Annotated in this window: 28 protein-coding genes and 1 pseudogene; 20 read left to right on the top strand and 9 right to left on the bottom strand. The window is 38.1% G+C overall.

All coding sequences use genetic code 11. The features are described from left to right. Window positions 1-7 precede the first annotated feature (7 nt). The 3 genes and pseudogenes from ABC382_RS04720 to ABC382_RS04710 form a co-directional block, all read left to right on the top strand. Entirely contained in the window at window positions 8-1,273 is a 1,266-nt protein-coding gene (locus ABC382_RS04720; RefSeq protein ID WP_322610925.1) for an S-adenosylmethionine decarboxylase related protein, read from the top strand. Window positions 1,274-1,722: 449 nt separating this feature from the next. Beyond that, window positions 1,723-2,370, top strand: a complete 648-nt coding sequence (locus ABC382_RS04715) for a class I SAM-dependent methyltransferase (RefSeq protein WP_322610924.1) — start codon at window positions 1,723-1,725, stop codon at window positions 2,368-2,370. A 17-nt stretch (window positions 2,371-2,387) separates the two neighbouring features. After that, window positions 2,388-2,654 (top strand): annotated as a pseudogene (locus tag ABC382_RS04710) (HD domain-containing protein); the annotation flags it as partial. A gap of 224 nt (window positions 2,655-2,878) precedes the next feature. Here the strand turns inward: ABC382_RS04710 and ABC382_RS04705 are convergent. Continuing rightward, a complete protein-coding gene (locus ABC382_RS04705) occupies window positions 2,879-3,214 on the bottom strand; it encodes a hypothetical protein (RefSeq protein WP_274797006.1) in 336 nt (111 codons plus the stop codon). Window positions 3,215-3,453: 239 nt separating this feature from the next. Between ABC382_RS04705 and ABC382_RS04700 the strand changes: the two genes are divergently transcribed. The 6 genes from ABC382_RS04700 to ABC382_RS04675 all read left to right on the top strand — a co-directional run bounded on the left by ABC382_RS04700 (window position 3,454) and on the right by ABC382_RS04675 (window position 6,613). Then, on the top strand, window positions 3,454-3,852 hold the full coding sequence (locus ABC382_RS04700) for a MarR family winged helix-turn-helix transcriptional regulator (RefSeq protein WP_274797007.1): 399 nt from the start codon (window positions 3,454-3,456) through the stop codon (window positions 3,850-3,852). Continuing rightward, window positions 3,852-4,199 (top strand): DUF3147 family protein, encoded by a 348-nt coding sequence (locus ABC382_RS04695; RefSeq protein ID WP_205443261.1) that lies wholly within the window; start codon window positions 3,852-3,854, stop codon window positions 4,197-4,199. The genes ABC382_RS04700 and ABC382_RS04695 overlap by 1 nt, the downstream gene beginning before the upstream one ends. Before the next feature lie 16 nt (window positions 4,200-4,215). Next, complete coding sequence (locus ABC382_RS04690) at window positions 4,216-4,701, top strand: GNAT family N-acetyltransferase (RefSeq protein ID WP_274797008.1); 486 nt, start codon at window positions 4,216-4,218, stop codon at window positions 4,699-4,701. A 47-nt stretch (window positions 4,702-4,748) separates the two neighbouring features. Continuing rightward, window positions 4,749-5,213, top strand: coding sequence for a hypothetical protein (locus tag ABC382_RS04685; RefSeq protein ID WP_274797009.1), 465 nt, complete (start codon window positions 4,749-4,751; stop codon window positions 5,211-5,213). 134 nt (window positions 5,214-5,347) lie between these two features. Next, a complete protein-coding gene (locus ABC382_RS04680; protein WP_407135999.1) occupies window positions 5,348-5,854 on the top strand; it encodes a hypothetical protein in 507 nt (168 codons plus the stop codon). 312 nt (window positions 5,855-6,166) lie between these two features. After that, a complete protein-coding gene (locus tag ABC382_RS04675) occupies window positions 6,167-6,613 on the top strand; it encodes a DUF6241 domain-containing protein (protein WP_322610922.1) in 447 nt (148 codons plus the stop codon). 279 nt (window positions 6,614-6,892) lie between these two features. On the opposite strand, the gene ABC382_RS04670 is transcribed toward ABC382_RS04675, so the two are convergent. Beyond that, complete coding sequence (locus ABC382_RS04670; RefSeq protein ID WP_322610921.1) at window positions 6,893-7,063, bottom strand: hypothetical protein; 171 nt, start codon at window positions 7,061-7,063, stop codon at window positions 6,893-6,895. 227 nt (window positions 7,064-7,290) lie between these two features. Between ABC382_RS04670 and ABC382_RS04665 the strand changes: the two genes are divergently transcribed. The 3 genes from ABC382_RS04665 to thrS all read left to right on the top strand — a co-directional run bounded on the left by ABC382_RS04665 (window position 7,291) and on the right by thrS (window position 10,897). Further along, window positions 7,291-7,890, top strand: coding sequence for a hypothetical protein (locus ABC382_RS04665; protein ID WP_322610920.1), 600 nt, complete (start codon window positions 7,291-7,293; stop codon window positions 7,888-7,890). Between the two features lie 12 nt (window positions 7,891-7,902). Continuing rightward, complete coding sequence (locus ABC382_RS04660) at window positions 7,903-8,259, top strand: hypothetical protein (protein WP_322605005.1); 357 nt, start codon at window positions 7,903-7,905, stop codon at window positions 8,257-8,259. Between the two features lie 721 nt (window positions 8,260-8,980). Beyond that, window positions 8,981-10,897 (top strand): threonine--tRNA ligase, encoded by a 1,917-nt coding sequence (gene thrS, locus ABC382_RS04655; protein WP_322610919.1) that lies wholly within the window; start codon window positions 8,981-8,983, stop codon window positions 10,895-10,897. 126 nt (window positions 10,898-11,023) lie between these two features. Here thrS and ABC382_RS04650 read toward each other — a convergent pair whose 3' ends face one another. Next, a complete protein-coding gene (locus tag ABC382_RS04650) occupies window positions 11,024-11,494 on the bottom strand; it encodes a hypothetical protein (protein ID WP_312507287.1) in 471 nt (156 codons plus the stop codon). A 165-nt stretch (window positions 11,495-11,659) separates the two neighbouring features. Continuing rightward, window positions 11,660-11,830, bottom strand: coding sequence for an aspartyl-phosphate phosphatase Spo0E family protein (locus ABC382_RS04645; protein WP_004230265.1), 171 nt, complete (start codon window positions 11,828-11,830; stop codon window positions 11,660-11,662). A gap of 521 nt (window positions 11,831-12,351) precedes the next feature. Here ABC382_RS04645 and ABC382_RS04640 point away from each other — a divergent pair. Beyond that, window positions 12,352-12,876, top strand: a complete 525-nt coding sequence (locus ABC382_RS04640) for a hypothetical protein (RefSeq protein WP_312507288.1) — start codon at window positions 12,352-12,354, stop codon at window positions 12,874-12,876. A gap of 25 nt (window positions 12,877-12,901) precedes the next feature. Next, the gene (locus tag ABC382_RS04635; RefSeq protein ID WP_322610918.1) at window positions 12,902-13,459 is read left to right on the top strand and encodes a histidine phosphatase family protein; all 558 of its coding nucleotides are present in this window, start codon (window positions 12,902-12,904) and stop codon (window positions 13,457-13,459) included. A 49-nt stretch (window positions 13,460-13,508) separates the two neighbouring features. Here the strand turns inward: ABC382_RS04635 and ABC382_RS04630 are convergent, their stop codons facing one another. Continuing rightward, window positions 13,509-14,060 (bottom strand): GNAT family N-acetyltransferase, encoded by a 552-nt coding sequence (locus tag ABC382_RS04630; RefSeq protein ID WP_312507290.1) that lies wholly within the window; start codon window positions 14,058-14,060, stop codon window positions 13,509-13,511. 191 nt (window positions 14,061-14,251) lie between these two features. Here ABC382_RS04630 and ABC382_RS04625 point away from each other — a divergent pair, with 191 nt between their 5' ends. Genes ABC382_RS04625 through ABC382_RS04615 form a run of 3 tightly spaced genes read left to right on the top strand, consistent with a single transcriptional unit; the run spans window position 14,252 to window position 15,753 of the window. After that, window positions 14,252-14,836: an SMI1/KNR4 family protein gene (locus ABC382_RS04625; protein WP_322610917.1), complete on the top strand. Its 585-nt coding sequence runs from the start codon at window positions 14,252-14,254 to the stop codon at window positions 14,834-14,836. Beyond that, a complete protein-coding gene (locus ABC382_RS04620; RefSeq protein WP_322610916.1) occupies window positions 14,837-15,334 on the top strand; it encodes a GNAT family N-acetyltransferase in 498 nt (165 codons plus the stop codon). It abuts the gene before it with no gap. Further along, window positions 15,322-15,753, top strand: coding sequence for a GNAT family N-acetyltransferase (locus tag ABC382_RS04615; protein ID WP_412926626.1), 432 nt, complete (start codon window positions 15,322-15,324; stop codon window positions 15,751-15,753). The genes ABC382_RS04620 and ABC382_RS04615 overlap by 13 nt, the downstream gene beginning before the upstream one ends. A 14-nt stretch (window positions 15,754-15,767) precedes the next feature. Here ABC382_RS04615 and ABC382_RS04610 read toward each other — a convergent pair whose 3' ends face one another. After that, window positions 15,768-16,505: a class I SAM-dependent methyltransferase gene (locus ABC382_RS04610; protein WP_322610915.1), complete on the bottom strand. Its 738-nt coding sequence runs from the start codon at window positions 16,503-16,505 to the stop codon at window positions 15,768-15,770. Between the two features lie 310 nt (window positions 16,506-16,815). Between ABC382_RS04610 and ccsB the strand changes: the two genes are divergently transcribed. Together ccsB and ABC382_RS04600 are read left to right on the top strand one after the other, a co-directional pair. Then, a complete protein-coding gene (gene ccsB / locus ABC382_RS04605; protein ID WP_274797316.1) occupies window positions 16,816-18,000 on the top strand; it encodes a c-type cytochrome biogenesis protein CcsB in 1,185 nt (394 codons plus the stop codon). Between the two features lie 16 nt (window positions 18,001-18,016). Then, window positions 18,017-18,313: a hypothetical protein gene (locus ABC382_RS04600; protein ID WP_322610914.1), complete on the top strand. Its 297-nt coding sequence runs from the start codon at window positions 18,017-18,019 to the stop codon at window positions 18,311-18,313. A gap of 153 nt (window positions 18,314-18,466) precedes the next feature. On the opposite strand, the gene ABC382_RS04595 is transcribed toward ABC382_RS04600, so the two are convergent. Further along, the gene (locus tag ABC382_RS04595) at window positions 18,467-19,657 is read right to left on the bottom strand and encodes an amidohydrolase (protein WP_322610913.1); all 1,191 of its coding nucleotides are present in this window, start codon (window positions 19,655-19,657) and stop codon (window positions 18,467-18,469) included. Window positions 19,658-19,669: 12 nt separating this feature from the next. Next, window positions 19,670-21,199 (bottom strand): AbgT family transporter, encoded by a 1,530-nt coding sequence (locus tag ABC382_RS04590; protein ID WP_322605015.1) that lies wholly within the window; start codon window positions 21,197-21,199, stop codon window positions 19,670-19,672. Between the two features lie 150 nt (window positions 21,200-21,349). On the opposite strand from ABC382_RS04590, the gene ABC382_RS04585 reads away from it, so the two are divergent. Then, window positions 21,350-22,663, top strand: coding sequence for a hypothetical protein (locus ABC382_RS04585; RefSeq protein ID WP_322605016.1), 1,314 nt, complete (start codon window positions 21,350-21,352; stop codon window positions 22,661-22,663). A 126-nt stretch (window positions 22,664-22,789) separates the two neighbouring features. Here the strand turns inward: ABC382_RS04585 and ABC382_RS04580 are convergent, their stop codons facing one another. Then, window positions 22,790-22,990, bottom strand: coding sequence for a cold-shock protein (locus tag ABC382_RS04580; RefSeq protein ID WP_274797030.1), 201 nt, complete (start codon window positions 22,988-22,990; stop codon window positions 22,790-22,792). Between the last annotated feature and the right edge of the window lie 17 nt (window positions 22,991-23,007).

Genomic DNA, 23,007 nt, shown 5'->3' with positions numbered 1-23,007 from the left:
TAATGCCGTGGAACAACTTAACCAATATTCTATCACTATCCTTGGAAGTAAGGGCGGTGTTGCTAAGTCAATACTATCTATTCTTAATCATTCCGCTATAGATAAAAACGATCCTATCCATCATGTTATTACAAGTTCGAAACTATTTCTAATAGATATCGAACAAAATCCATTAGATTATTATGATACTTTGTTTCCACATTTAAATGATAAAATTACCCTCTTACAATTTGACCTAAGTGACACAGCTAAGTTTACTGAACATCTACAATCAACAAACACAAAATTAGTTATTGATGTATCCTGGGCTGATACAATTGACATGCTACAATGCTGTAATAAACTGGGTGTTCATTATATTAACTCCGCTTTAGAAAATACTGCGGTAGATCTGGATGAGAGTTTATATGGTTTCCCCTTGACTGAACGCTATTATCGATTTGAAGATATAAAAGAAACACTTACTAATACAAGAGCGATTATTGGCTCAGGTATGAACCCGGGAGTCGTTCAATGGATGGCATTTAAGTTATTGGAAGATCATGCTGATAACAAACCATTAGCTTGTTACATTATTGAACATGACAGCTCTTTCTATAAAGACAAAACGCTTATTCAGCCTAAAACTATTTATTCTACTTGGTCTGTTGAATGTTTTCTGGATGAAGCAATTTTAAGCTATCCAATGTTTGTCCACCACCATTTACCATTATACTTATACGATGACGTCTATGCTTCTGAATTTAAGGTGAAATTGGGGGAAAAGGAATTTTACGGTTGTCTTATGCCTCATGAAGAAGTACTGACATTAGGTGAAATATATGATTTTGAAATAGGATTTATCTATCGAGTCAATGAATATACAACCGAATTAATTAGAAAAAATCTAGATAATGTAGATGATCTTTGGGATTGGAAGCAAAAACTGATTGACCCATCTGATGGAGAGGTGGAAGGAGAGGACCTTGTTGGTGTTCTATTAGTATACAGTGATAAGGAAATTTATATGTATAACTCGATGAAAAGTAGTGATATATTCCCAAAATATAAAACTAGCGCAACTTACTTTCAAGTAGCTTGTGGAATATATGCAGGGACTGCGAGTTTAATGTTAGATAATGTTCCTTTAGGTGTATACTATGTCGATGAATTATTATTAAATACACAAAGTGATTATGGAAAATACTTGAAATATTATATGCAGAATTTCGTCTATGGTGAAAATAACAGTTCGGATGGTTTATTACATCAAAGGATGAAGAGAATGGAATAATCACTAACATACAAATGATACGCTAGACAAGATAAATAATCTTGTCTAGCATATTTTATAAATTATTTAAAGTTTACCTTTTGGAGAATATAACATTGAATTTGAAAAAAATACTACATACAAATGCAATTTTCTTCTACTTACTTTGTATGAAATTGCTCCAGATTAATAAGGCCAAGTTATGAACAAGGCTGCTCTTATTAAAGTGGTCAATAAAAAAAAAGCGACCAAAAATGATGCAATATCCAATTACAAATTGAATGAACTCTAAAGGGCAACTTCAATCATTTGATAAATGATAAAGTTCGAATTATTTTCTGAATTGTTCGATATACAAAAAATTGGTATAATAGCATGAATTGGTTAAAGAAGGGAGCGTTTTTTATGAAACAGACTACAAATCGTACAATAACAAAGGCTTGGAGAATTTATCAATTGTAGGAGGCACTATGATATTAAATAAACAGGGATTCGATTTATGGACGGATGATTATGATCAAACCGTTCAACTAAGTGAGGAAAACAATCAATATCCATTTGCAGGCTATAAGGCGATATTAAATAAAATTTTTAACGAAGTAATGGACGTTCCAGCTTCGACTGTTTTAGATATAGGCTTTGGAACAGGCATTTTAACAGCCAAGCTTTATGAGCATGGCCATAAGATCAATGGATTCGATTTTTCTTCTAACATGATAGCTATTGCGAAAGAAAAAATGCCACAGGCTAATTTAATCGAGTGGGATTTAACGAAAGGGTTACCTACCGTGCTGTTGCAGCAGTCATATGATGCCATTATTAGTACCTATGCGCTCCATCATTTTACAGATGAGCAAAAGGTGTCGTATATTACCCAATTATTAGAGCATCTAAAGCCCAATGGTAAAATGTTAATTGGCGATGTTGCCTTTAACACAAGGGAGCAGCTAGAACAATGTCGACTGGATAGCAAAGGCTATTGGGATGATGATGAATTTTATTTTGTCCACGAGGAGCTACAAGCTTTATTGCAGGATAGTTGTCAACTAACATTTGATCCGATATCACACTGTGGTGGAGTTTTTGTCATTACAAACCATATTAAGGACAATGGTTAAATGCTGATTACAGATGCATGTATGGATCATTCGAAATTGATGGTCTGCTAGAAGAACTTATTTTAAGCGAGCGAGTGCAACGATTAAAAGGAATTCATCAGGCTGGAGCGAGCTTTCTAGTCAACAGCAAGTGGAATATTTCGAGATTTGAGCATTCGATAGGTGTTATGCTACTGATCAAAAAGTTTGGGGGATCAGTGGAGGAGCAAATTGCGGGCCTATTATTTGATGTATCCCATACTGTTTTTTCTCATGAACATGTTGAAGTATGCGAGAATCAAGAGAGTTTTGATTTTCATTTTCGGAATAAGGTACGTTTAATTGATCCATTTGTTTATCACGAACAGCAATTATGGAAGGCAAACGAACTATCAGACAATGTAAAATATATGAATACCCAAGCGATTGACAGGTTTAAGAAGGGTGTTTATGTGAAGATTATCAACAGGTTGACGAATTTTCGATCTACTAAAAAAGGGGCTGTCATATGGCAGCTCCTTTTTCAACGTTAAGCGAACATCGATAGTATATATTTGCCAGATAGCATAAATACGGCATAGACAGCGAGTGCGCTCATGACCGAAATACTTGGCTTCAACCAATTCGTTAATAAAAAGACAAGTACGGTAAATAACAACATACCGACCGCGCCAAATACTGTATTTTGTAAGACGGTATGAAAGGTATCTTCTTTCATATTTTTCATTTGCATCCCCATATTGATGAGCGTCAGAATCGGTAATGCGGTAATAATGCCTGACAAAAATAAGTATTTTGATTGGCTAAGTAGCAGCGCCAGTACCATGATTGTGCCACCAACTAGAAAATAGAGAAAGTATAACATTGGATGCCCTCGATTAAATTCAGAATAGGGTAATAATAATGTAGAAAGTTGATGATGACAAGTACCTATTTCACATCGTTAGCAAGATACGCAGAAAGATAGATGATTATGAAAAATAGATAGAAATTTTAAGAAGGTTGTTGGGGAACTGTCTGAAAATAAAAACTTTAAGGATGTCTCTTTCGTTATGTCGTATTATACGATATAATCGTGTGGAACGATATAAAGGAGTCTAGACGATGATTAAAGATATAAATGACTATTTTACAACGATTTTCTATCATCTACATACAACACATGAGGATGTCATTTCCCATCAAAGCGTCCGTATTTTACAGATGATTCAAAAGGAAGCGGAAGTAACAGTACGTGATATTGCTGGATTACTAAATATTTCTCCCAATACAGCGTCAGAGCATATTAAAAAGCTGGAGCGCCATGGCTGGGTGACAAAGGAGCGGGCGAGCGATGATCAACGGAAAGTTATTCTTCATTTAACCCCAGAAGGGCTACAGGTGCTGAAGAAAAACTCCGAATTAGATGAGGACAAGCTACAGCAGGCACTTCTTCAGCTAACTGAACAGGAACAGCAAGCTATCCTACAGGCATTTAGACGCCTAAGTGAGGTGGCGAAATAATGTATACATTTTTTAAAATTCTTAGCTCGGCGGCGATTATTGGTGTTGTAACCGAGGTAGCACGAAGATTTCCAACCTATGGTGGCATTATTGCCGCATTGCCGTTGGTGAGTATTTTAAGTATTATTTGGCTGACGGTGCAAAGTGAGTCGAGCGAGCATATTCAGCGTTTTACCGTAGGAGTCATCGTTGGCCTGCCAGCAACAATGTGCATGCTTTTTGTGATTTACATGGCGATGAAATCCTCAATGCATATCGTCCTTGCTATTGGTCTAGGTGTGCTGTCATGGGCAGTGTTCCTAGGCATTCAAAAGGCGATTGCAGGTGTTTTTCATATTTCGATTTAAAAAAGGGGTTCTAAACATGACATTGACAAAAATTCACCAATTACCCCAACATGAGGTGCTTCATTTTTTTGAGGAGCATTGGGGCAGTACAGAAATGGTCATTTCCAGTGGGATCTATGACTGCAGTCAATTAGAAGGCTTTGCTTTTTTGGATGAGCAGCGAGCGATCATTGGATTGATTACCTATATCATGCGCGAAGAGGACTGTGAAATTATATCATTGGATAGTACAGTTGAGGGGAGAGGCATTGGTTCAGCGCTTGTAAAAGCTGTAGAGCAAGAAGCTGTTGGACAAGGTTGTACAAGCATTTCCCTTATCACAACGAACGATAACTTACATGCCTTGAAATTTTATCAAAAACGAGGCTATTATTTACTCGAAATATTGCGCAATGCAGTCGAACAGGCGAGAGCCTATAAGCCTTCTATCCCTTTCATTGGTAATGATGGTATCCCGATACGAGATGAAATACGTTTACAAAAACAACTTGACTATCAATAGGTCAGGTTGTTTTTGTTATACTGATGAAAGAGAAAGAGAGGGAAAGTATGAAAAAATTACTATTTATTTTTGTATTGAGTGTACTCGTGGTCGGTGCCGTTTTTATGATTTATCTCAAAAGTAATCCGCCACTTGTCATTCAAAGCTATACAAGCAAACAGGACAATGAGGCAGTCAAAATAATAGCGCTTGAAAATAAAGGGCTACGTGAAATTAAACTCAAACAACTTCTTGTGAACGATAAGCTTCCAGACAGCGTAGAGCTTGTCATTAGTAAGTCCGAACCATTTGAGGTAGAAACAAAACTAGAGGGAAATAGCCAAATGTCTTTTCATAAATTATCACAGCGCATAATTTTACCAAGTCGATACATAGATCAACAAGCGATTGGCAAGCAGCCCCAGCATTATGCTGTTCAAGTTCAAGCTTCTGACATTAAGAAAGTAACGATTCACTATGAGTATTTAAAAATACCTTTTACACTAACAGCCGAGCTTCAAGCGGGGAAATAAGGATAAGCGAAGCAAATTTTGTCTTATCCTTTATGCCCGTGTCTATTTCTAAGATTGTTTGATGAAAAGCACCTATCTCTCCTAAATCATGGTAATATTTTAGTAACAGCAATCTTGATACTAGGAGGGACCTAATGGCATTTATCATTTTTGGTATAGTACTATTTATCTGTATTATCACTGTGACGTTAGTGTTAATGAAAAAGCTTTCGAACAATGATATTATGCTTGACGTGACAGCCACTTGTAATGGGAGAAATGAAGACAATCAAACGATAATGAAAATATATTTTATGTATTCAATTGGTCGGGTTGCCAGTCGAAGACGAGAAATAATAGGTAGTATTGAATGGTCTGAAGGTTGGATGCCAGTTAGCTACAATTTAAAAGAGAACGGTGCTTATCATGAGGAGCGGCTTCTATTTGCAACAACTGAGCAATCCTATTGTACTTTTGACATCAATGCAGCAAAGGCAATTGATGAACAGGGGCGGGGAGAGGGCTATGTAGTTCTTGTGCTGGAAAGTACGACCCATTCTAATATATCGAGAGCGGGGGTTGTTCTCGCGGTCACAGCCAATATGGTCACATATCAATTATCTGACTCAACGAGCTGGCACAATGATGTTGTAGTCAATTAGCTTAGCTATCCAATGTCTTAGGGCAATGGAAAATACGTTGACGTATCCTTAAAAAAGACAACTAGCAGAAGATTTGAGGCTACTCAGAACGAACCATCGCTTGAGCATTTATGAAATTGGAGCCTTTATTCGAGTTATGGCAAAAATCTATGTTATTGCAAACTACCAAACTCTCAGGCATACAAGCATCAACAAATGCTTTGCAGCGTGAATAGACAATTCATAACGTCTCCTACATATGTAGGGGACTTTTTGTTTTCTATTGTTTGGCCGTAATAAATTTGCGAAAATTTTTAAAAAGGTGGTTTAAAATTGAAAAAAAGTTATATTTGGGGTGTTCTTTTGGTAGCTGTAGTGTTGAGTATAGGTGTTGCTTTTTGGATAAATGATAAAGAAACAGAGTCCATTGTTGAAGATGATGGGGAAGAATCACTTAATGAAACGGATTTATCTTGGGTAGACGGTGTTCATGCCGCTATGCTTGATGATTGGCAAAGTGGAGATAAAACGTTTGATGAACGTTTAGTGCAAGAAGTGATGTTAGATATGACACACCAAAAGGTTGATACGCATGTAGAAGAAGGTACAATGGAGATAACAGCGGAACGAATTGATCATTTGATGCAGATAACAGAAGAAGAGGAAGCCGTCTTTTTTCATAATGAAACATATATTGATATATTAAAACGTAGGAAAGAAAATGATTTTTCAACAGTTGAGGATGACCATCAACTACTCCATTCTCTTTATGATCGATGATTTAATTACGCTAATACAGTTTTTGTCCTTATATAGAGGCACTTACATTGGAGTAAGTGCCTCTTATTTTGTTGTATTTACTAAAATACTAAAAAAATCACTATCGTTTACAATGGCATAATTTTCTCGATTATTAACAATATGCAGCGACTTTTTGTCTGAAATAAGATACATTGTATAACCTGTATTTAATGAAATCGTTATTCGGTAATCGTACTCAATGGGGTCTATTGTTGTTTTAGCAAATTTTGCATTCTGAAAAGCTTGTATAAGCTTTTTTTACGTTTCTTCTGGAATTTCAATTCGTGTAAATATATCTTTTTTATCTGTATCAATGGTATGAACGGTTATAGTCTGCTTTTCCACATTAAAATCAGCGTTTGCTAATATATCCTTTGCGGAGTATTCAGTGTTCTCCAGTACGTCTGTTGTAGAGTTGTCATTTTTCATAACATCTGTTGTAGAATCGCTTTGGTCTTTTTTTACAATTAAAAAACCAACAGATAATGATAAGGAAAGACAAGATCATGATGATTTTTTTCATATAGACCCCCTTTTTTAATTAACTGAATTATAGCAATTTTGGTACTTGAAAGTAAAATTAGGCTGTTTATGGAACCAAATGGTGGGAATATCGTATAGAAAGAAGAAGGATCGTAGGATGGAGGAGGAGTTGGATGTCTAAAATGCCAAGCAAGGGCTACGACGACCCAAGGCTAGAAGAAATAGACGAAGAAATTTGTGTACTGTTGCAACTACGGAAAGAGCAATTCAGTCATACCCCAGGTTTCCCCACTGATGAAACCATCTCGGAATGGGCGCAAAAGTATGGCCTTGATGACTTATTTTTAACCATGCTCTTTAGTTTAATAAGATCAGAAAAATACTATCAAGCAAAGGTAGAACCTACAGGCTTTCTTCAATATATTCCCGTATTACAGACAGTTGAAGCGGGAGAACGGTTATATACAGTTTCCTATATTCGCCAGTACGAAAATGCAAGTGTGGTCCAGCTGTTAATTGACTGGGATGCGCAACAAGACGCTACTCAGCGTATTCATGAAAAATTGGACTGCAAATATTTAAAGTTGTTTATAGATGATCATTACGAATGTCGGAATACGGGTGCGAGCGGCTCGGATGGGCATGAAAGCAATAAGTTTGTGGTGACACCACCCTTACCAGATGACATCCAAGGACTCGACTTCGTTTTTACAGAATATCATGATGTTTTTGAAGAAAGGCCAACTGGATTTACTGTCACTATGCATTGTTAGGGGGAAGGCTTGTTGAAAAAATGGATACTTCCACTGGTCCTGTTTATCCTTTTAGCAGGCTGTCAAAGTGAAGAACAAGAGATTCATTACATTGCTAAAAGTGAACATTGGAAAGCGATCTATCATAATAATACCGAAGAAGGCTTACGTTTATATTATCTGGGTGACTCCCATGATTTGGGGCCTTTACAAATTACAATTGAAGGAACAAAAATCACTCAATCGTTGGATGATGCACATTTAAATAAAGAGGGATATTATTCATTCACGAAAAAAGAGAGTGAGAAAATGTTTAAACGTGATGCGAAACCTATAATTCATATGAAATGGCAAGCTAAAAGCGAGACTTTAGAAGTGAAAAATCATTAAGAGATAACAAAAATGTGCAAATTGAGCAACGGGGAAATGTAGTGGTCGTGAATAAAGATTAGCGGAACCAAAATACTCCACTTGTCAACGTTATGTCATTTATGATGATACCTTTGATAGTTTTATTTTTCACATGCTGTAATGAGTTGAAAGAGGAAATATGTGATGATCTGCATTGCCGCTACTGTGTACAGCGGCCTGATTACACACTGCCTAGCAATCGTTAATTTTTTCAAATCAGTGTTTGACAAAAAATCCACTATTCGTTATAGTAATTAACAATTTCATGCAAGATGAAATGGGCAATGATAAGGACAAGAGATTTAATCAACCATTTTCAGAGAGGGAGGCAATCGCTGCAAGCTTCCTAATGTCGTGATTTCTTCTTACTACCTTGGAGCCGTGCTTGGAAACTTGCACCGTTTTTGCAACGTTACAGCAAAATCAATGAGCCACTAGCAAATAAACTAGTGGGAATTTGGGTGGAACCACGGGTAATAACACATACTCGTCCCTTTGCTGGGGCGAATATGTGTTTTTTTATTTTGATTCAGCAATTGTTTTTATTTCGAAAACATAGCGACAACGGAATCAAGATAAACGCTCCGGCGGGTGTCATGGATGAATTTTGGAGAGAGCTTTTCGAGCAAACTCCAAAAATCTAGACAGAAACAATGCCGAGGCGCATATTATTAAATTTTTACTAAAAGGAGTAGAGAACATGTCAAATCAAGTTATTCACATTCAATTTCCAGATGGTCAACAGCAAGTATTTACGAAAGGCGTGACACTAACCGATATTGCGCAGGCAATTCGTCCCGAGCTTCGTAAAAAGGCAATGGCAGGAAGTGTTAATGGAACCATCGTTGATTTGACGCACCCGATTATGGAAGATGCTCAAGTTACATTGTACGATGCAAGCTCGAAAGAAGGGATCGAGGTTATTCGCCATTCTACGGCCCATTTATTAGCGCAAGCTATTAAGCGACTATACCCACATGCACAATTTGGGGTAGGACCAGTCATTGAAAACGGCTTTTATTATGATATAGATATTGCCAACACATTAACACCAAGTGATTTGCAGCAAATTGAGAAAAAGATGAAACAAATTGCGCAGGAAAGTATCCAAATTCACAGGCGTGAAGTATCTCGGGAGGAAGCACAGCGGCTATTTGCACACGATTCGTTGAAGCTAGAGCTAATTGAGGCTATTCCGGCAGATGAAGCGGTAACGATTTATGAGCAGGGAGAGTTTTACGATTTATGTCGAGGCCCACATGTCCCAACTACAGGTAAATTGCAGCACTTTAAATTAATGCATGTGTCAGGAGCTTATTGGCGTGGCGACAGCAGTAAGCCAATGCTTCAGCGCATTTACGGTGTAGCCTTTGCTACAAAAGAAGAGCTGCACAACCATTTTGTCTTTTTAGATGAAGCGGAAAAGCGTAATCATCGCAAGCTTGGTAAAGAGCTATCCTTATTTATGTTTTCAGAAGAAGCGCCTGGCATGCCATTTTATTTAGCAAACGGTCAAATTTTGCGCAATGAGCTGGAATCCTATTTGCGACATTTACAAGCGAAATATGATTATAGGGAAGTAAGGACACCACTAATGATGAATCAGCGCCTCTGGGAGCAGTCGGGCCATTGGGATCATTATAAGGATCAAATGTATTTTACACAGGTGGATGATCAAAGCTTTGCCTTAAAGCCAATGAACTGCCCAGGACATATGCTCATTTTTAAAAACAGCCTCCATTCCTATAGAGACTTACCAATTCGCATGGCTGAATTTGGGCAAGTACATCGACATGAATTTAGTGGAGCCTTAAATGGTTTATTACGTGTCCGATCATTTTGTCAGGATGATGCCCATATTTTTGCAACACCACAGCAAATTGAGGATGAAATTGCGCTGGCATTAAAGATTATTGACGAGGTGTACAACGTATTTGGTTTCCGCTATACAATAGAATTATCGACACGACCAGATGATTATATGGGCGATTTGGCACTATGGGATCAAGCAGAAGCGGCACTAGAGAACGTGCTAACAAATTTGGGTATTGCCTATACAATCAATGAGGGCGATGGCGCTTTTTATGGACCAAAAATTGACATTCATATTAAAGATGCAATTCAGCGCAGCCATCAATGTGCAACAGTACAGCTTGATTTCCAGCTGCCAGAGAAGTTTGATTTAACATATATTAATGAACACAATGAAAAAGTAAGACCTGTTGTTATCCATCGAGCGGTATTTGGCTCGATTGATCGCTTCTTAGGCATTCTTATTGAGCATTTTGGAGGAGCATTCCCAACTTGGCTAGCACCACAGCAAGTACAAGTTATTAATGTTGCAGAAGTGCATCATGACTATGCCAAACAAGTAGTAGAAGTATTACAAGAGCAAGAAATTCGTGTGCAATTAGATGATCGCCAAGAAAAGCTTGGGAAAAAGATACGTGAAGCACAGCTACAAAAAATTCCGTATATTCTTGTCATTGGAGATCGTGAGGTTGAGAACCAACGAGTGGCTGTTCGTAGACATGGTCAGCAAAATTCCGTTGAGCAATCACTACAGCAACTAATAGATGACATCACAGGAGCTATTCAAGAAAAAAGGTTATCTTAATTCCACTGTAGAAAAAAGCTTGCTTTGAATGTACGTGTTCAAAGCAAGCTTTTCAATTTTTAGAAAAATTTTATTTCTATTTTTTTGAAATGACTACTAGAATCTACGTGATGTGCATACAATGAATTAAAGGTCCTTGGAACTTTCTAGAAAATGTGAATGTCCAAGTATTACTTCTTGTGTTTCAGCATCGATGACAAGAAATTTTTGATAGGACTCATCGGTATTGTGCTGAAAGGATGCTAAAAAATAAACTTGTCGATTGGGATGAATAAAAGTATGTTGAGAGAGGTCGATTGTTTCCTGATTACTATTTGTTTGTAAATAAAAGTTTTGTGTCGCATTTTCTACATCTCTAAAAGCCATTTTTTGACGAATATTCAATGAAGCATTAGCATATTCCTCATAAATTGTACGATTAAGCTGCTGATAAAATTCGTCCTCATCACGAAACGATTGAAATTGGTTGTTTGGATATTGATATAGTGTATTGATTTCAGTTGGTGTGCAAAGTGTGGGTGTTGTTTGGTCTACTGAATGTTGAGGTGGCAATAATATTTTAGAAACAACCATAAAAGTTAAGATGAATACTTGCATCATTCAACCTCCAAATGTCTTCTTAAGAAAAACATCGCCTACTTTTACTGTATCTATACATTTCGGCTTGATGAATGAATGCATGCATGAAAGATAAAACCAGCCAAAAAACTTGTCTGGCTTTATCTCAATCTATTCTTTCTTCTATATAGATGCCTCGTTTGATTAGGAAGCTTGAGCTTGTTTTAAATATCTATTAAGTAGGACATCCAATTCTTGACTGTAATCTACTACAATAGGGTGGGTGAAACCAAGATCCTTTGCCTTTTTATACATAATTCTTCGTTTGATCTCAATTTCCGCCTTCAAGAATTGTTTAAGTAATAAGTTTACCAAGATATTTTCCTCCTAATTTTTTATCCATATTCCTGAAATTAATTTCTCATGACCTCGATTCAACTTTTTCATTGTATATCACTTATATTAAAAAAAATGTCATATTGTGTATCGTTTAGCAAATTCGTAATTTAGTCACATGTAGGGACCTTTATCCTGTTTAATAAAATGAAATGCTTTTTATAATGTTGAATAAAATGGTCTATTAAATTCCCTTTTTATAGAAAATTATACCATACTTAAAACCCTATTCATTGACTTGATAGGGTTATTTGCTTGCTTTTATTTAGAAAAAATTAAGTGAAAAAAAAGAAGATATTGAACCTTTTATACTATGAAAATAGTTGTGAATAGAAATTGAATTTTCCGATAATTTATCCTGTGATTTTTATCTTGTCACATTTTAGCAAATTCCCTTTTATGTTGTTTAGAATTGTGGACATTTCATTATGTATGGTGAAATGTTGAGAATTTTTGAAATTAATGGAATAATAAAAGATAGATTTGAGGTGATGAAGTGTATGGTGAAAAAGCTAGTTTATGTTGCAGTTATTGCAAGTTTACTAGCAGCATGTGAAGCGAAAGAACCCGCTCAACAACCTACCATTGATGCTGACATCGTCAAGACAGCTGCGACTGACTTTAGTTATGTAGCCAATTTACCATCAGAAAAAAAGGAGCACTATCAGACGTTCTTAAATGACGGCGATATAGCAGTTTTGCAAACCTTTTCGCCAGAGGAGATGGTACTGATAATGCTCGATTTAGTGCACGAAACACGAATAGATGCATTATATGCAATTACTTACCAAAATAGTGCAACTCCTACAAAAGAAAAGTTTGAACAGCAATATATGGATTTACGGGCATATGATTTGTTAGAAACCTATCTAATGTTTCGTTATTATGATCAAGTAGCTATTAATGAAGCGAGCACCCCAGATAGGCAGGTTGTTCAACTGGAAATTTCCGCGAGTAATCACAACTTCGCAAAAACCTTTGCTCTTCAAAGGCAAGATGGTATTTGGAAGATTCTTTTATTTTGAAAACAGGGGAGATGAAAAGAATAGGATGACTGTTATGTATTTTGTAAGACATGCTCATGCACATTATTCAGTGGATGAATATCACCGACCTCTCTCGACGCAAGGGATAAAGGATGCGGAGCGTGTTACAAAATTATTTAAAGAGAAACAAATTGAAGCAATCTATGCTAGTCCATATCGTCGAGCAATTCAAACAGTGGAGGGCATTGCGCATGCTCATCATCTACCCATACAAACCGTGGATGCTTTAAAAGAACGGCAGCTTTCAAGTGGAGCGATGACGGATTTTCATGCAGCTATTCAGCGAGTGTGGCAGGAGCCAAGCTTTGCGTGGGAGGGTGGGGAGTCAAATGAACAGGCGACGGCACGTGCTGTCGAGAGCTTGCAATCCATCATTCTTACCCATCCACAGGAGAGCCTTGTTTTAGGGACACATGGCAATATCATGGTATTGATGATGCAATACTTTGATGCCCGCTATGATTACGCATTTTGGCAACAGCTTACTATGCCGGATATCTATAAACTAACATTCCAAGGATTAGCCCTACAGCAAGTAACACGCGTATGGCAAGAGGAATAAACAAAAAGAGATACTACAGCAACCATAGTATCTCTCTTGTAGTTATTGGTTAATTTTTCTCCCATTCCGAGCGTAGTAAGCCAAACAATAGGATGTCATGAAATGTACCGAAGCGAAAAATTTCTTGGCGTAAAGTACCTTCTTTTGTGAAGCCGCATTTTTCATAGGAGCGAATAGCTGCCTGATTAAAGCTAAAAACCTGAAGCTTGATTTTTTGTACAGCGATGTATTGGAAAATAAAATCTATGAGTGTTTTCATTGCATCAGTACCATATCCTTTGCCATGCCACGCTTTTCCGATTGCAATGCCTACAGAGCAAGTGCTGTTTTGCCAGTTGACGGAAAAAACACCGCAGGAGCCAATCAGTTGATGGGAGTCCTTTTCATAAATGCCAAAAAAGAATTCCTCCTTTTTTCCACTTATACTATGAAAGAATGCAGTGTGATCCTCTTTCGTTTGAGGAAAGGGAATATCATCATTGGCAAGAAGCAATGTAGTTATTTCACTTTCGTTGGCTACGAAGGCTTCTAAATCAGTAGAAGCCATTTGCTGTAGCATAACTGATTGACCAGTTAGAAATGTGTTGACATAGTGTTCCATTGTTATTCTCCCTTGTATCAGGGCTGCAAGTAGCGTTACAACCCTTTGATTGTTGATAAAACTTTAACGTCTACTGCATAGAACGAACTCATAGGCACAACTCCTTCTTCATGAATACTTCCATAGTAGCATGACGGAATAGTAAAAGTATATTAATGTAAAAAATAAGTTTAATAGAAAGAGGGATTAATATGCGTACTAGCTATTTTCAACATTTACTCCAACACTTACCTGAAGAGGAACAACGACAATTAGAGCGTGCAACTGGTGCAACAGATACACAAATTCAGGCATTGCTTGAAGTTTTTCCGGATTGTCCGCAGTCCTTACTAGCATTACTTCAGGATGTCAATGGTACCTATTATTGTAAGCATGGTCAAGAAACAATCTGTGTTCTTGTCCTAGGTTCCGATTTAGGTGACTACCCGTATTATCTGAAATCCATTGAGCAAATCATTGAAGATTATCATGACAATCGTGAATCAATATATGAACGTTATCAAGAGTTTTTGGAGTATGTCGAAGTCGACGAAAAAATCAATATGCATGTGCCATTAAATGAACGATTATGCTTTGCCGATTGCATGAATAATGGTGGAACATCTAGCCTGTTTCTTGATTTTTCACCAAATGAAGCGGGACAAGTAGGGCAAGTGGTTCGTTATGTGCATGATCCAGATAGCTTTGAGGTCATTGCCTCCTCCTTTGACGACTACTTACAGCAGCTTCAAGAAGGGGACTACGAATTTACAGCTATTTACGAGGAGGAGTACTAAATGTCCATGAAGCTTATGTTCTATGAGGATAATGCGCAATCTTTAATAGAAGAATATACAATAACAGATGAGCAGCTCCGCTATACAAAGTCACCACAGGAAAATATTGAACTCGCTAGGCAGGATCACAGTCGGCATGCTATTTTAGCCATGGATGGAGACAAGCTGGTAACCTTTTTTGTGCTACATGAAAAAGACGGGGTCAAGCCTTACACTTCTAATGATAAGGCATTGTTAATCCGTTCATTTTCTACTGATTATTACGAGCAGGGTAAAGGCTATGCCAAGAAGGCACTACAATTGTTACCTGATTTTGTGCGGCAGCATTTCCCTCATATAAATGAGCTTGTGCTAGGTGTAAATGTACCAAATAAAGCGGCGCAAGCCCTTTATACAAAGTGCGGATTTGTGGATGAGGGAAGACGGGTCATGGGATTTCGAGATGAGATTAAGGTGATGAGCTATTCCATGAAGGATGATGATAAATGCAAAATATAATAGAAGCAGGAATGGAGCACTTACAGGTACTTTCTGCGATTGATCAAGAAGTAATTGGCGATCAATCAAGAAGCCATGAAATTCAACAAGCTATTAAAGAGCAACGCTGCCTTTTGTATCAAGCTAATAAGGATGCTGCGGGTTTTCTACTATTTAATAACGACTTTTTTGGTCATAGCTTTATTTCTTTAGTGATTGTCAAGCCTTCCGAGCGGAGAAAAGGGGTGGCGACTAGCTTAATGCGTGCATATTTGGAAGTCGCGAGGACACCAAAGGTATTTTCTTCTACTAATCAATCCAATACAAGCATGCAGCAAGTATTTCAAGCCTTAGGGTTTATTAAAAGTGGCTTTATTGACAACTTAGATGAAGGGGATCCAGAAATTCTTTATGTAAAAAAAGCCTCACCACAGGAGTAGGGTGAGGCTTTTACTTATTTTTTAGCTTTTATAAATAAAAAGGACGGACGGCGTAGCTCCTTTTCTAGGGAAGGAAGCTGAAGGATAGCTTCTTTGCTAGGAAGAGGTTCGACTATTTTCTCAATGGTTAACCCGTGGGCAATCAATGTATTGATCATCGTCGCAATGGTACGATGATATTTGACAACCCCTTCCACGAGCCATGTCTGCTCACGCAAGCCCTCTTCATGATAATGATCGATTGCATAGTGAAGACGATTATGCTCGTCATCATAAATCCAATTATCCTCCATTGCTTGACGAGCTGTAGCAATCGGATGCTCGACAGAAAAAACAAAAACACCGTTATGACGTAGCATTCGAGCTATTCGGTCAATAACCGCATCGAAGTCTTTAACATAATGAAGGGAAAGGGAGCTTGTTATACAATCAAAGCTATAGGAAGGCCCTTCATAATCCTCGATTGCTTGTAGCTGATAGTCAATTTGCGGATGGGCATGCTCTTGTTTCGCCATTGCCAACATATTACTAGAAACATCCAGTGCGGTCACATGCTTGGCCTGATGGTCGATACAATATTTGGCGAACTCACCCATACCACAGCCGATATCGAGAATGTCGCTATTCGTTAATGGTGGTAGTAAAGATTTCATTGTGGGCTGCTCCAACAGACGATTATAATTCAATTCCTTTTGCCTTAATACTTTGTATTGATGGAAAAATATCGGATTATCATAAATATTTTGTTTCATGGAAAACCTCCAATTTGTGAAACATAACGTTATGTCAATTGTGCGCATCATTATTTTCCCATGGGAGGCAAAAAAGAAATAGACTTTTTTTGCAATTTTTTGTAGGATGTAGATAGAGGCATATCACTTTTTCTATTACCATCTATTTACAGTTAGATGGTTTTTTGTTATGCTCTACGTCCTTCAATTCTCCTGCTATTTCACCGATTTGTAACAATTCAAAAAAATAAAAATATTTTCAGGGAAAACATGGCACCTCTTGCAATCTTGTATCGTTCCTATTAGTTGGAAGCAAATTCCGAAAAAGAACATGGGAGGGATTCATGTGAATCAAGAAACCTTATTATCTATTAGCAGCAATTCTTTATTTGTTGCCTTTATCTTACTACTGATTGCAATTGTGCCATTAGGACTTGCGGTCAAATCAAAGGGCAAATTATTCGGCAAGCTAGGACTGTTTCTCACGTATGTAGCCTTTGCTTTACAGCTCGTCTATTTTGTGGTGAGATGGATGGCTGTAGATCATGCACCTGTGAGTAATATGTATGAATTTATGACATTCTTTGGCATTATGCTGACAGGAAGTTATTTAATTATTCATTTCCTCTATAAACAAATTGTAGTGGGCTTATTTACTATTCCTGTTTCATTAATCATCCTTGGATATGGAAGCGTTTTCGCGAAGGAAGTATCACCACTTGTTCCTTCACTGCAAAGCCACTGGCTAACTATTCATGTTATGACAGTTGCCTTTTCTAGTGCAATTTTATCAGTGTCCTTTGCTACAGGATTGATTTATTTATTAAGAACGTTGGATGTCTCGAAGAAATCCATCAGTACATACGGTCTAGAGTTTGTTTTATATTGTTTAGTTGTGGTCATCGGCTTTATCGGTGTTTCCACGACATTTAGCTTTGCCTCAGACGATGTCAAAGTACAATTTGACAATGCGCAGGGACAGTCAGAACAAGCCGTTTACTCGATGATGCCACTTATTGTGACAAAAGGTGCGGTCACAGAAAATGGAGAAGCAGTCGGTATGATTGAAATCACGAACAAAATTGATGCCAAAAAGTTAAATTCCATTGTTTGGGCATTTATGGTCGGTACGATTTTATACGCTGTCATTCGATTAATTACAAGAAAATCTATTAGTGCATTATTAAAGCCATGGACAAGCCGAGTGCAGCCCCAATTAATGGATGAAATATCCTACCGTGCTGTCGTCATCGGCTTCCCCTTATTCGCATTAGGCGGCCTATTGTTTGCTATGATCTGGGCACAAATTGCGTGGAGTCGCTATTGGGGCTGGGACCCAAAAGAGGTTTGGGCATTGATTACCTTTTTATTCTACGCTGCCTTTCTCCATTTCCGACTATCCAAAGGCTGGGAAGGTGAGAAAACAGCCTGGCTAGCCATCATCGGCTTCGGCATCATCGTATTCAACCAAGTCTTCGTCAATCTAGTAATTGCCGGCCTACATTCCTATGCATAATTTAGAGTGCACTTGCTTGGAAGTAGACCAACCAGTGCGAGAACCGCTCCAAATCGGGTGGGTAGTGATCCAAAAGGTGAGGAAACCGCTCATTAGTAAGGGGAAAGTGATCCAAAAGGTGATTGAACCGCTCAATAGTGAGGGGAAAGTGATCCAAGAGGTGATCGAACCGCTCCAAAGTGAGTGGGAAGTGATCCAAAAGGTGATCGAACCGCTCATTAGTGAGGGGAAAGTGATCCAAAAGGTGATTGAACCGCTCCAAAGTGAGTTGGAAGTGATCCAAACAGTGAGGGAACCGCTCCAAAGTGAGTGAGAAGTGATCCAAAAGGTGAACGAACCGCTCATTAGTGAGGGGAAGGTGATCCAAAAGGTGAACGAACAGCTTCACCCCGAAGAGAACCTCTTAAATCCTCCGCTTCTCAACAAAAATAGGACGAGATGCTTGATGCATCTCGTCCTATCAATTTTAATTATGCTTTGCGAAGTAGTCTAATGTTGCTTGGCCTAGAACGTTGGCAGCAATTCGTAAGGAGCGTTCGTCGATATCGAATTTCGGGTGATGGTGAGGATATACTTCCTCCCAATTTGGATTTTTTGCGCCTGTAAAGAAGAAGGCACCTGGGATTTCCTCTAAGTAATAGGCAAAATCCTCACCACCCATATTAGGGTCAACCAGTTCAACAGCTGCTACATCTGCAATTTTCTCTGCGGATTCCATAATATGCTCTGTCTCTGCTTCATGGTTAACAACAGGTGGATAGCCTCGTACAAACTCATATTCGTAGTCTGCTTTTGTTAAATAGCATGTGGCCTTTAATAGTTCTTCAATTTCACGCTCTAGCAAACTGCGCTCTTCCTCGTGGAAAGTGCGTACAGTACCTTTCATATACACTTGATCAGCAATGACATTGAATGGATTGAGGGCCTCGATATGCCCAATCGACACTACTGCTGGACGTAATGGATTGACGCGACGTGCCACGAGCTGCTGTAAATTCGTAATAAACTGTGCCGCTAAAACAATGGAATCCTTGGTGTCACTTGGGTTGGAACCGTGGCCACCTTTGCCTTTGATCGTTATATAAATACCATCTGCTGCAGCCATTAATGGTCCCTTCGCTGTTTGTACTTTTCCAAGTTCAGTTGGAGCCCATAAATGTGTACCAAAAATAGCATCGACACCTTCTAGGCAGCCGTCCTTAATCATTGAAATAGCTCCACCCGGGGCCAGCTCCTCTGCATGCTGATGAATAAAGACGATAGTTCCTGCTAGGTCATCCTTCATTTTGTTGAGGGCCTTCGCTAAAATTAACAGGGAGGCTGTGTGTCCATCATGTCCGCAAGCATGCATACGACCTTTAATTTTTGATTGGAAAGGTAAGCCTGTTTCTTCTGTAATGGCTAAGGCGTCAAAATCCGCGCGTAACGCTACGGTTTTCCCGGGTTTACCACCTACTAGCTTTGCCACAACACCATTGCCACCTACACCTTCATGAACCTCATGACCTAAGGCGCGATGAAAGGCTGCGATTGTTTTCGGCGTTTCTACTTCCTCGAAGGAAAGTTCAGGATTTTCATGGAAATGACGACGAAGCTGAATCATTTCTTCCTCATATTGCTTTAATAACTCTGCTAATTGTTGTTGTAATGCTGTCATGTAAAACACTCCTTATTTTAAGTAAATATAATCACCAGGTCCTAGCGGTAAACCGAATAGGAACCAAAGAGCAAATAATATAATCCAGCCGATTGCAAAGAATACCGAGAACGGTAATAAAGAGGAAATAAGTGTTCCGATACCGATATTTTTATCGTAGCGCTTTGCAAACGACAGAAGAATCGCGAAATACGGTAACATCGGCGTTATTGGATTTGTAATCGAATCCCCTACACGATAGGCTATTTGTGTAATCGCTGGGGTATAACCTAAGTAGAGGAACATCGGAACAAAAATCGGTGCAAGCAAAGCCCATTTGGCTGATGCACTGGCGATTAATAAGTTAACAAATGCACAAATTAAAACAAAGCCAATCATCATTGGTAAACCTGTAAAATTTAATGCTTGTAACAGCTCAGCCCCTTTTATGGCTAAAATAGAACCAATATTACTCCAGTTGAAGAAGGCGATCATTTGTGAAGCGGCAAAAGCTAATACAATAAATGGTGCCATATCAGCGATGGATTTAAAAATTTTCTCCGCAACTTCTTTATCGTTTTTAACCTCCTTCGCTGCAATACCATAGGCAAGACCAGGTAATAGGAAGAAGAATAACATGATGGGTACAATGCCTGACATGAAAGGTGAATTTAAAAAGCCGCCTGTTTCAGGATCACGTAAAAGCCCATTCGATGGAATAACTGTAATAGCAATGACTAAAATATAAGCTAGCGTTACGATTCCAGCCCATTTTAATCCTCGTTTTTCTAGGGCTGTCAATGGCTCTAGCTTTTCAACCTCTCCGTTAAACGTACCGAAGCGAGGCTCTGTAAATTTTTTCGCAACCCACGTGCCAATAATGACTAGTAAAAACGTCGAAGCAATTAAGAAGTAGTAGTTCATCGTTGCACGACCAGTATACGTAGGGTCTGCTATATGTGCTGCTGATTCGGTAATTCCTAGTAATAATACATCGAGAGAGCTAATCAAAATGTTGGCACTGAAGCCTCCAGCTACAGCTGCATATGTAATAATTAAACCAGCTAATGGATTGCGACCAATACTCATAAAAATCATAGCTGCAATAGGTGGTAAAATGATAAATGCCGCGTCAGCAGCTAAGTTTCCAACTAAACCTGTAAAAATAATAAAAGGTACAATTAACTTTGTCGGTGCTGACATCACGATCTTCTTCATGACAGCCGAAATTAGCCCTGTTTGCTCAGCTAAACCAATACCAATCATCGTCACGATAACTAGCCCTAGAGGAGCAAAGCCTGTAAATGTAGATACCATTTGCGTTAAAATTAAGATGAGTCCTTCTTGACTTAGCAGGTTTTTGACTTCAATGACATCATCTGTACCGGGTTGAACTGCTGAAATACCTAGCATAGATAGAACCCATGATAAAACTAGTACTATACCTGCTAGAATAATAAATAACGTGATTGGGTCTGGTAATTTATTGCCTGCACGTTCGATTTTATCTAACATGTTGTCAATCCAAGATTTTTTCTTAATTGTTTGTGAATTCCCTTGCATAAATTTCATCTCCTTTTATACTTTATTAGACTTATTCTTTAAAAAATGAATGTCTGTAATTTAAGACATTAAAAATCTATGTCCTTTATACAAAGAAACCATATTTTCTGACTATTTTCAATATTTATTTTTCAATAAGGAGATATATGTATGTATAAAATTAATGTTTTTACCGCAAAACGTTCGCTTTCTTGGGTTCAGCAACTTGAAAAAATTAAACCCGCTTTTTGTAAATTTCATTACTATGCTTATAACGATAATGCACATTTACATGAGCTTTTAGAGAAGCATTTAGATGGGGGAGATGGAGCACTTTTTAGCGGGCAGATTCCTTATTTCTTTGCTAAAAGCTATTTTCAAGAAGTAACAGTACCCATGCATTATTTCGATATTTCAGAGCGTGATTTTTACCGTACCGTTACGGAGCTTTTTTATGAGAAAAAGATAGCTATGAATCGTATCGCCATCGATTTTTGTTATGAGGAAAACGGCTATCTTGGTATTCATGAATGGTCGATAGGTGAAAAACCGTTTCTTTTTAGCCAAACAATGAGCGAGTTCGCTAGTAGCGATATTATTGACAAAGCTGCAGAATGGCACATACAATTGCATAACGAAAACAAGGTTGAGCTAAGCTTTACACGCATTGCAGAAATACGTGAACGATTAGCGCTTCAAAACATACCGTTTATTGCTTTTTACCCATCTCTGTATGCCATGCAATTAACATTGGATCATTTTGTCAAACAGCTTCAAATTCGCCAGCTTAATCAAAACAAAGTCGTTGTTGTACATATTTTAATTCCGATAGACAAATCGAATCTAGATGACTTAGAATATCGGCAAATCGCCTTATATAAAGCGATTTTAGATTTCAAACAACTATATGCTTGTTCGTTTATCGTGCATCGAGAGGCTTCATTCCTTGCGATTATCACGACATATCAGCAATTCTTATCTACAACAGATCAATATACACATTGTCAGTTAGTTGATTTTTTAAATGATAAGCTATCCTTTCCTGTCAAAATAGGGTGGGGGATTGGTGACTCTCTTATTGAAAGTCAGGAGTTTGCTAAAAAAGCCGCAACCCTCTGCTCCTCAAAGGAAACACAGGGCTATATAATTGAAAATACACGAGAAATCGGACCTTTATTATATGCAACAAAGCTACAGTTTGACGATGAAAAACAACAATACTTAAAAACGTTAAGCACTACCTATGACATTCCTTTATTACAATTACAAAAAATTGACGCTATGCTGGAAAAGCTAACGACCACTATCGTCAGTGGCGAATTGCTCAGCACTCATCTTGGCATAACAGTCCGCTCGGCAAACCGAATTTTAAAGCAGCTCCATGAAAAAAATTTAGCACACGAATTGCCAAGCAATACCTCTTCAACACGTGGGCGCCCAAAAAAGTATTATCAAATTACTTTAACGAACAAGGATATTAACTAAAATTACTATCAAACAGGGGCTTAGTGGACAGTTCCTTGGAGCTTGCATGATATAGCCTTGAAACATGAAAAAGAGACATCCAATGTAGGATGTCTCTTTTTGATGCACGTCTATGTTAAGTGAAGATTATAGTTTCACTACATTCGTTGCTTGAGGTCCACGGCTTCCTTCTTCTACGCCGAATTCTACTTTTTGGCCCTCTTCTAAAGTTTTGAAGCCATCTGCTTGGATCGCTGAGAAATGTACGAATACATCGTTGCCACCTTCAACTGCGATGAAGCCAAAACCTTTTTCTGCGTTAAACCATTTTACTGTTCCTTGTGTCATGTAAACACCCTCCCAAA

This window comes from Lysinibacillus phoenicis (genome assembly GCF_047238325.1).
Lineage (GTDB): Bacteria > Bacillota > Bacilli > Bacillales_A > Planococcaceae > Lysinibacillus > Lysinibacillus irui.
This window is presented reverse-complemented; position numbering and strand designations above follow the sequence as displayed.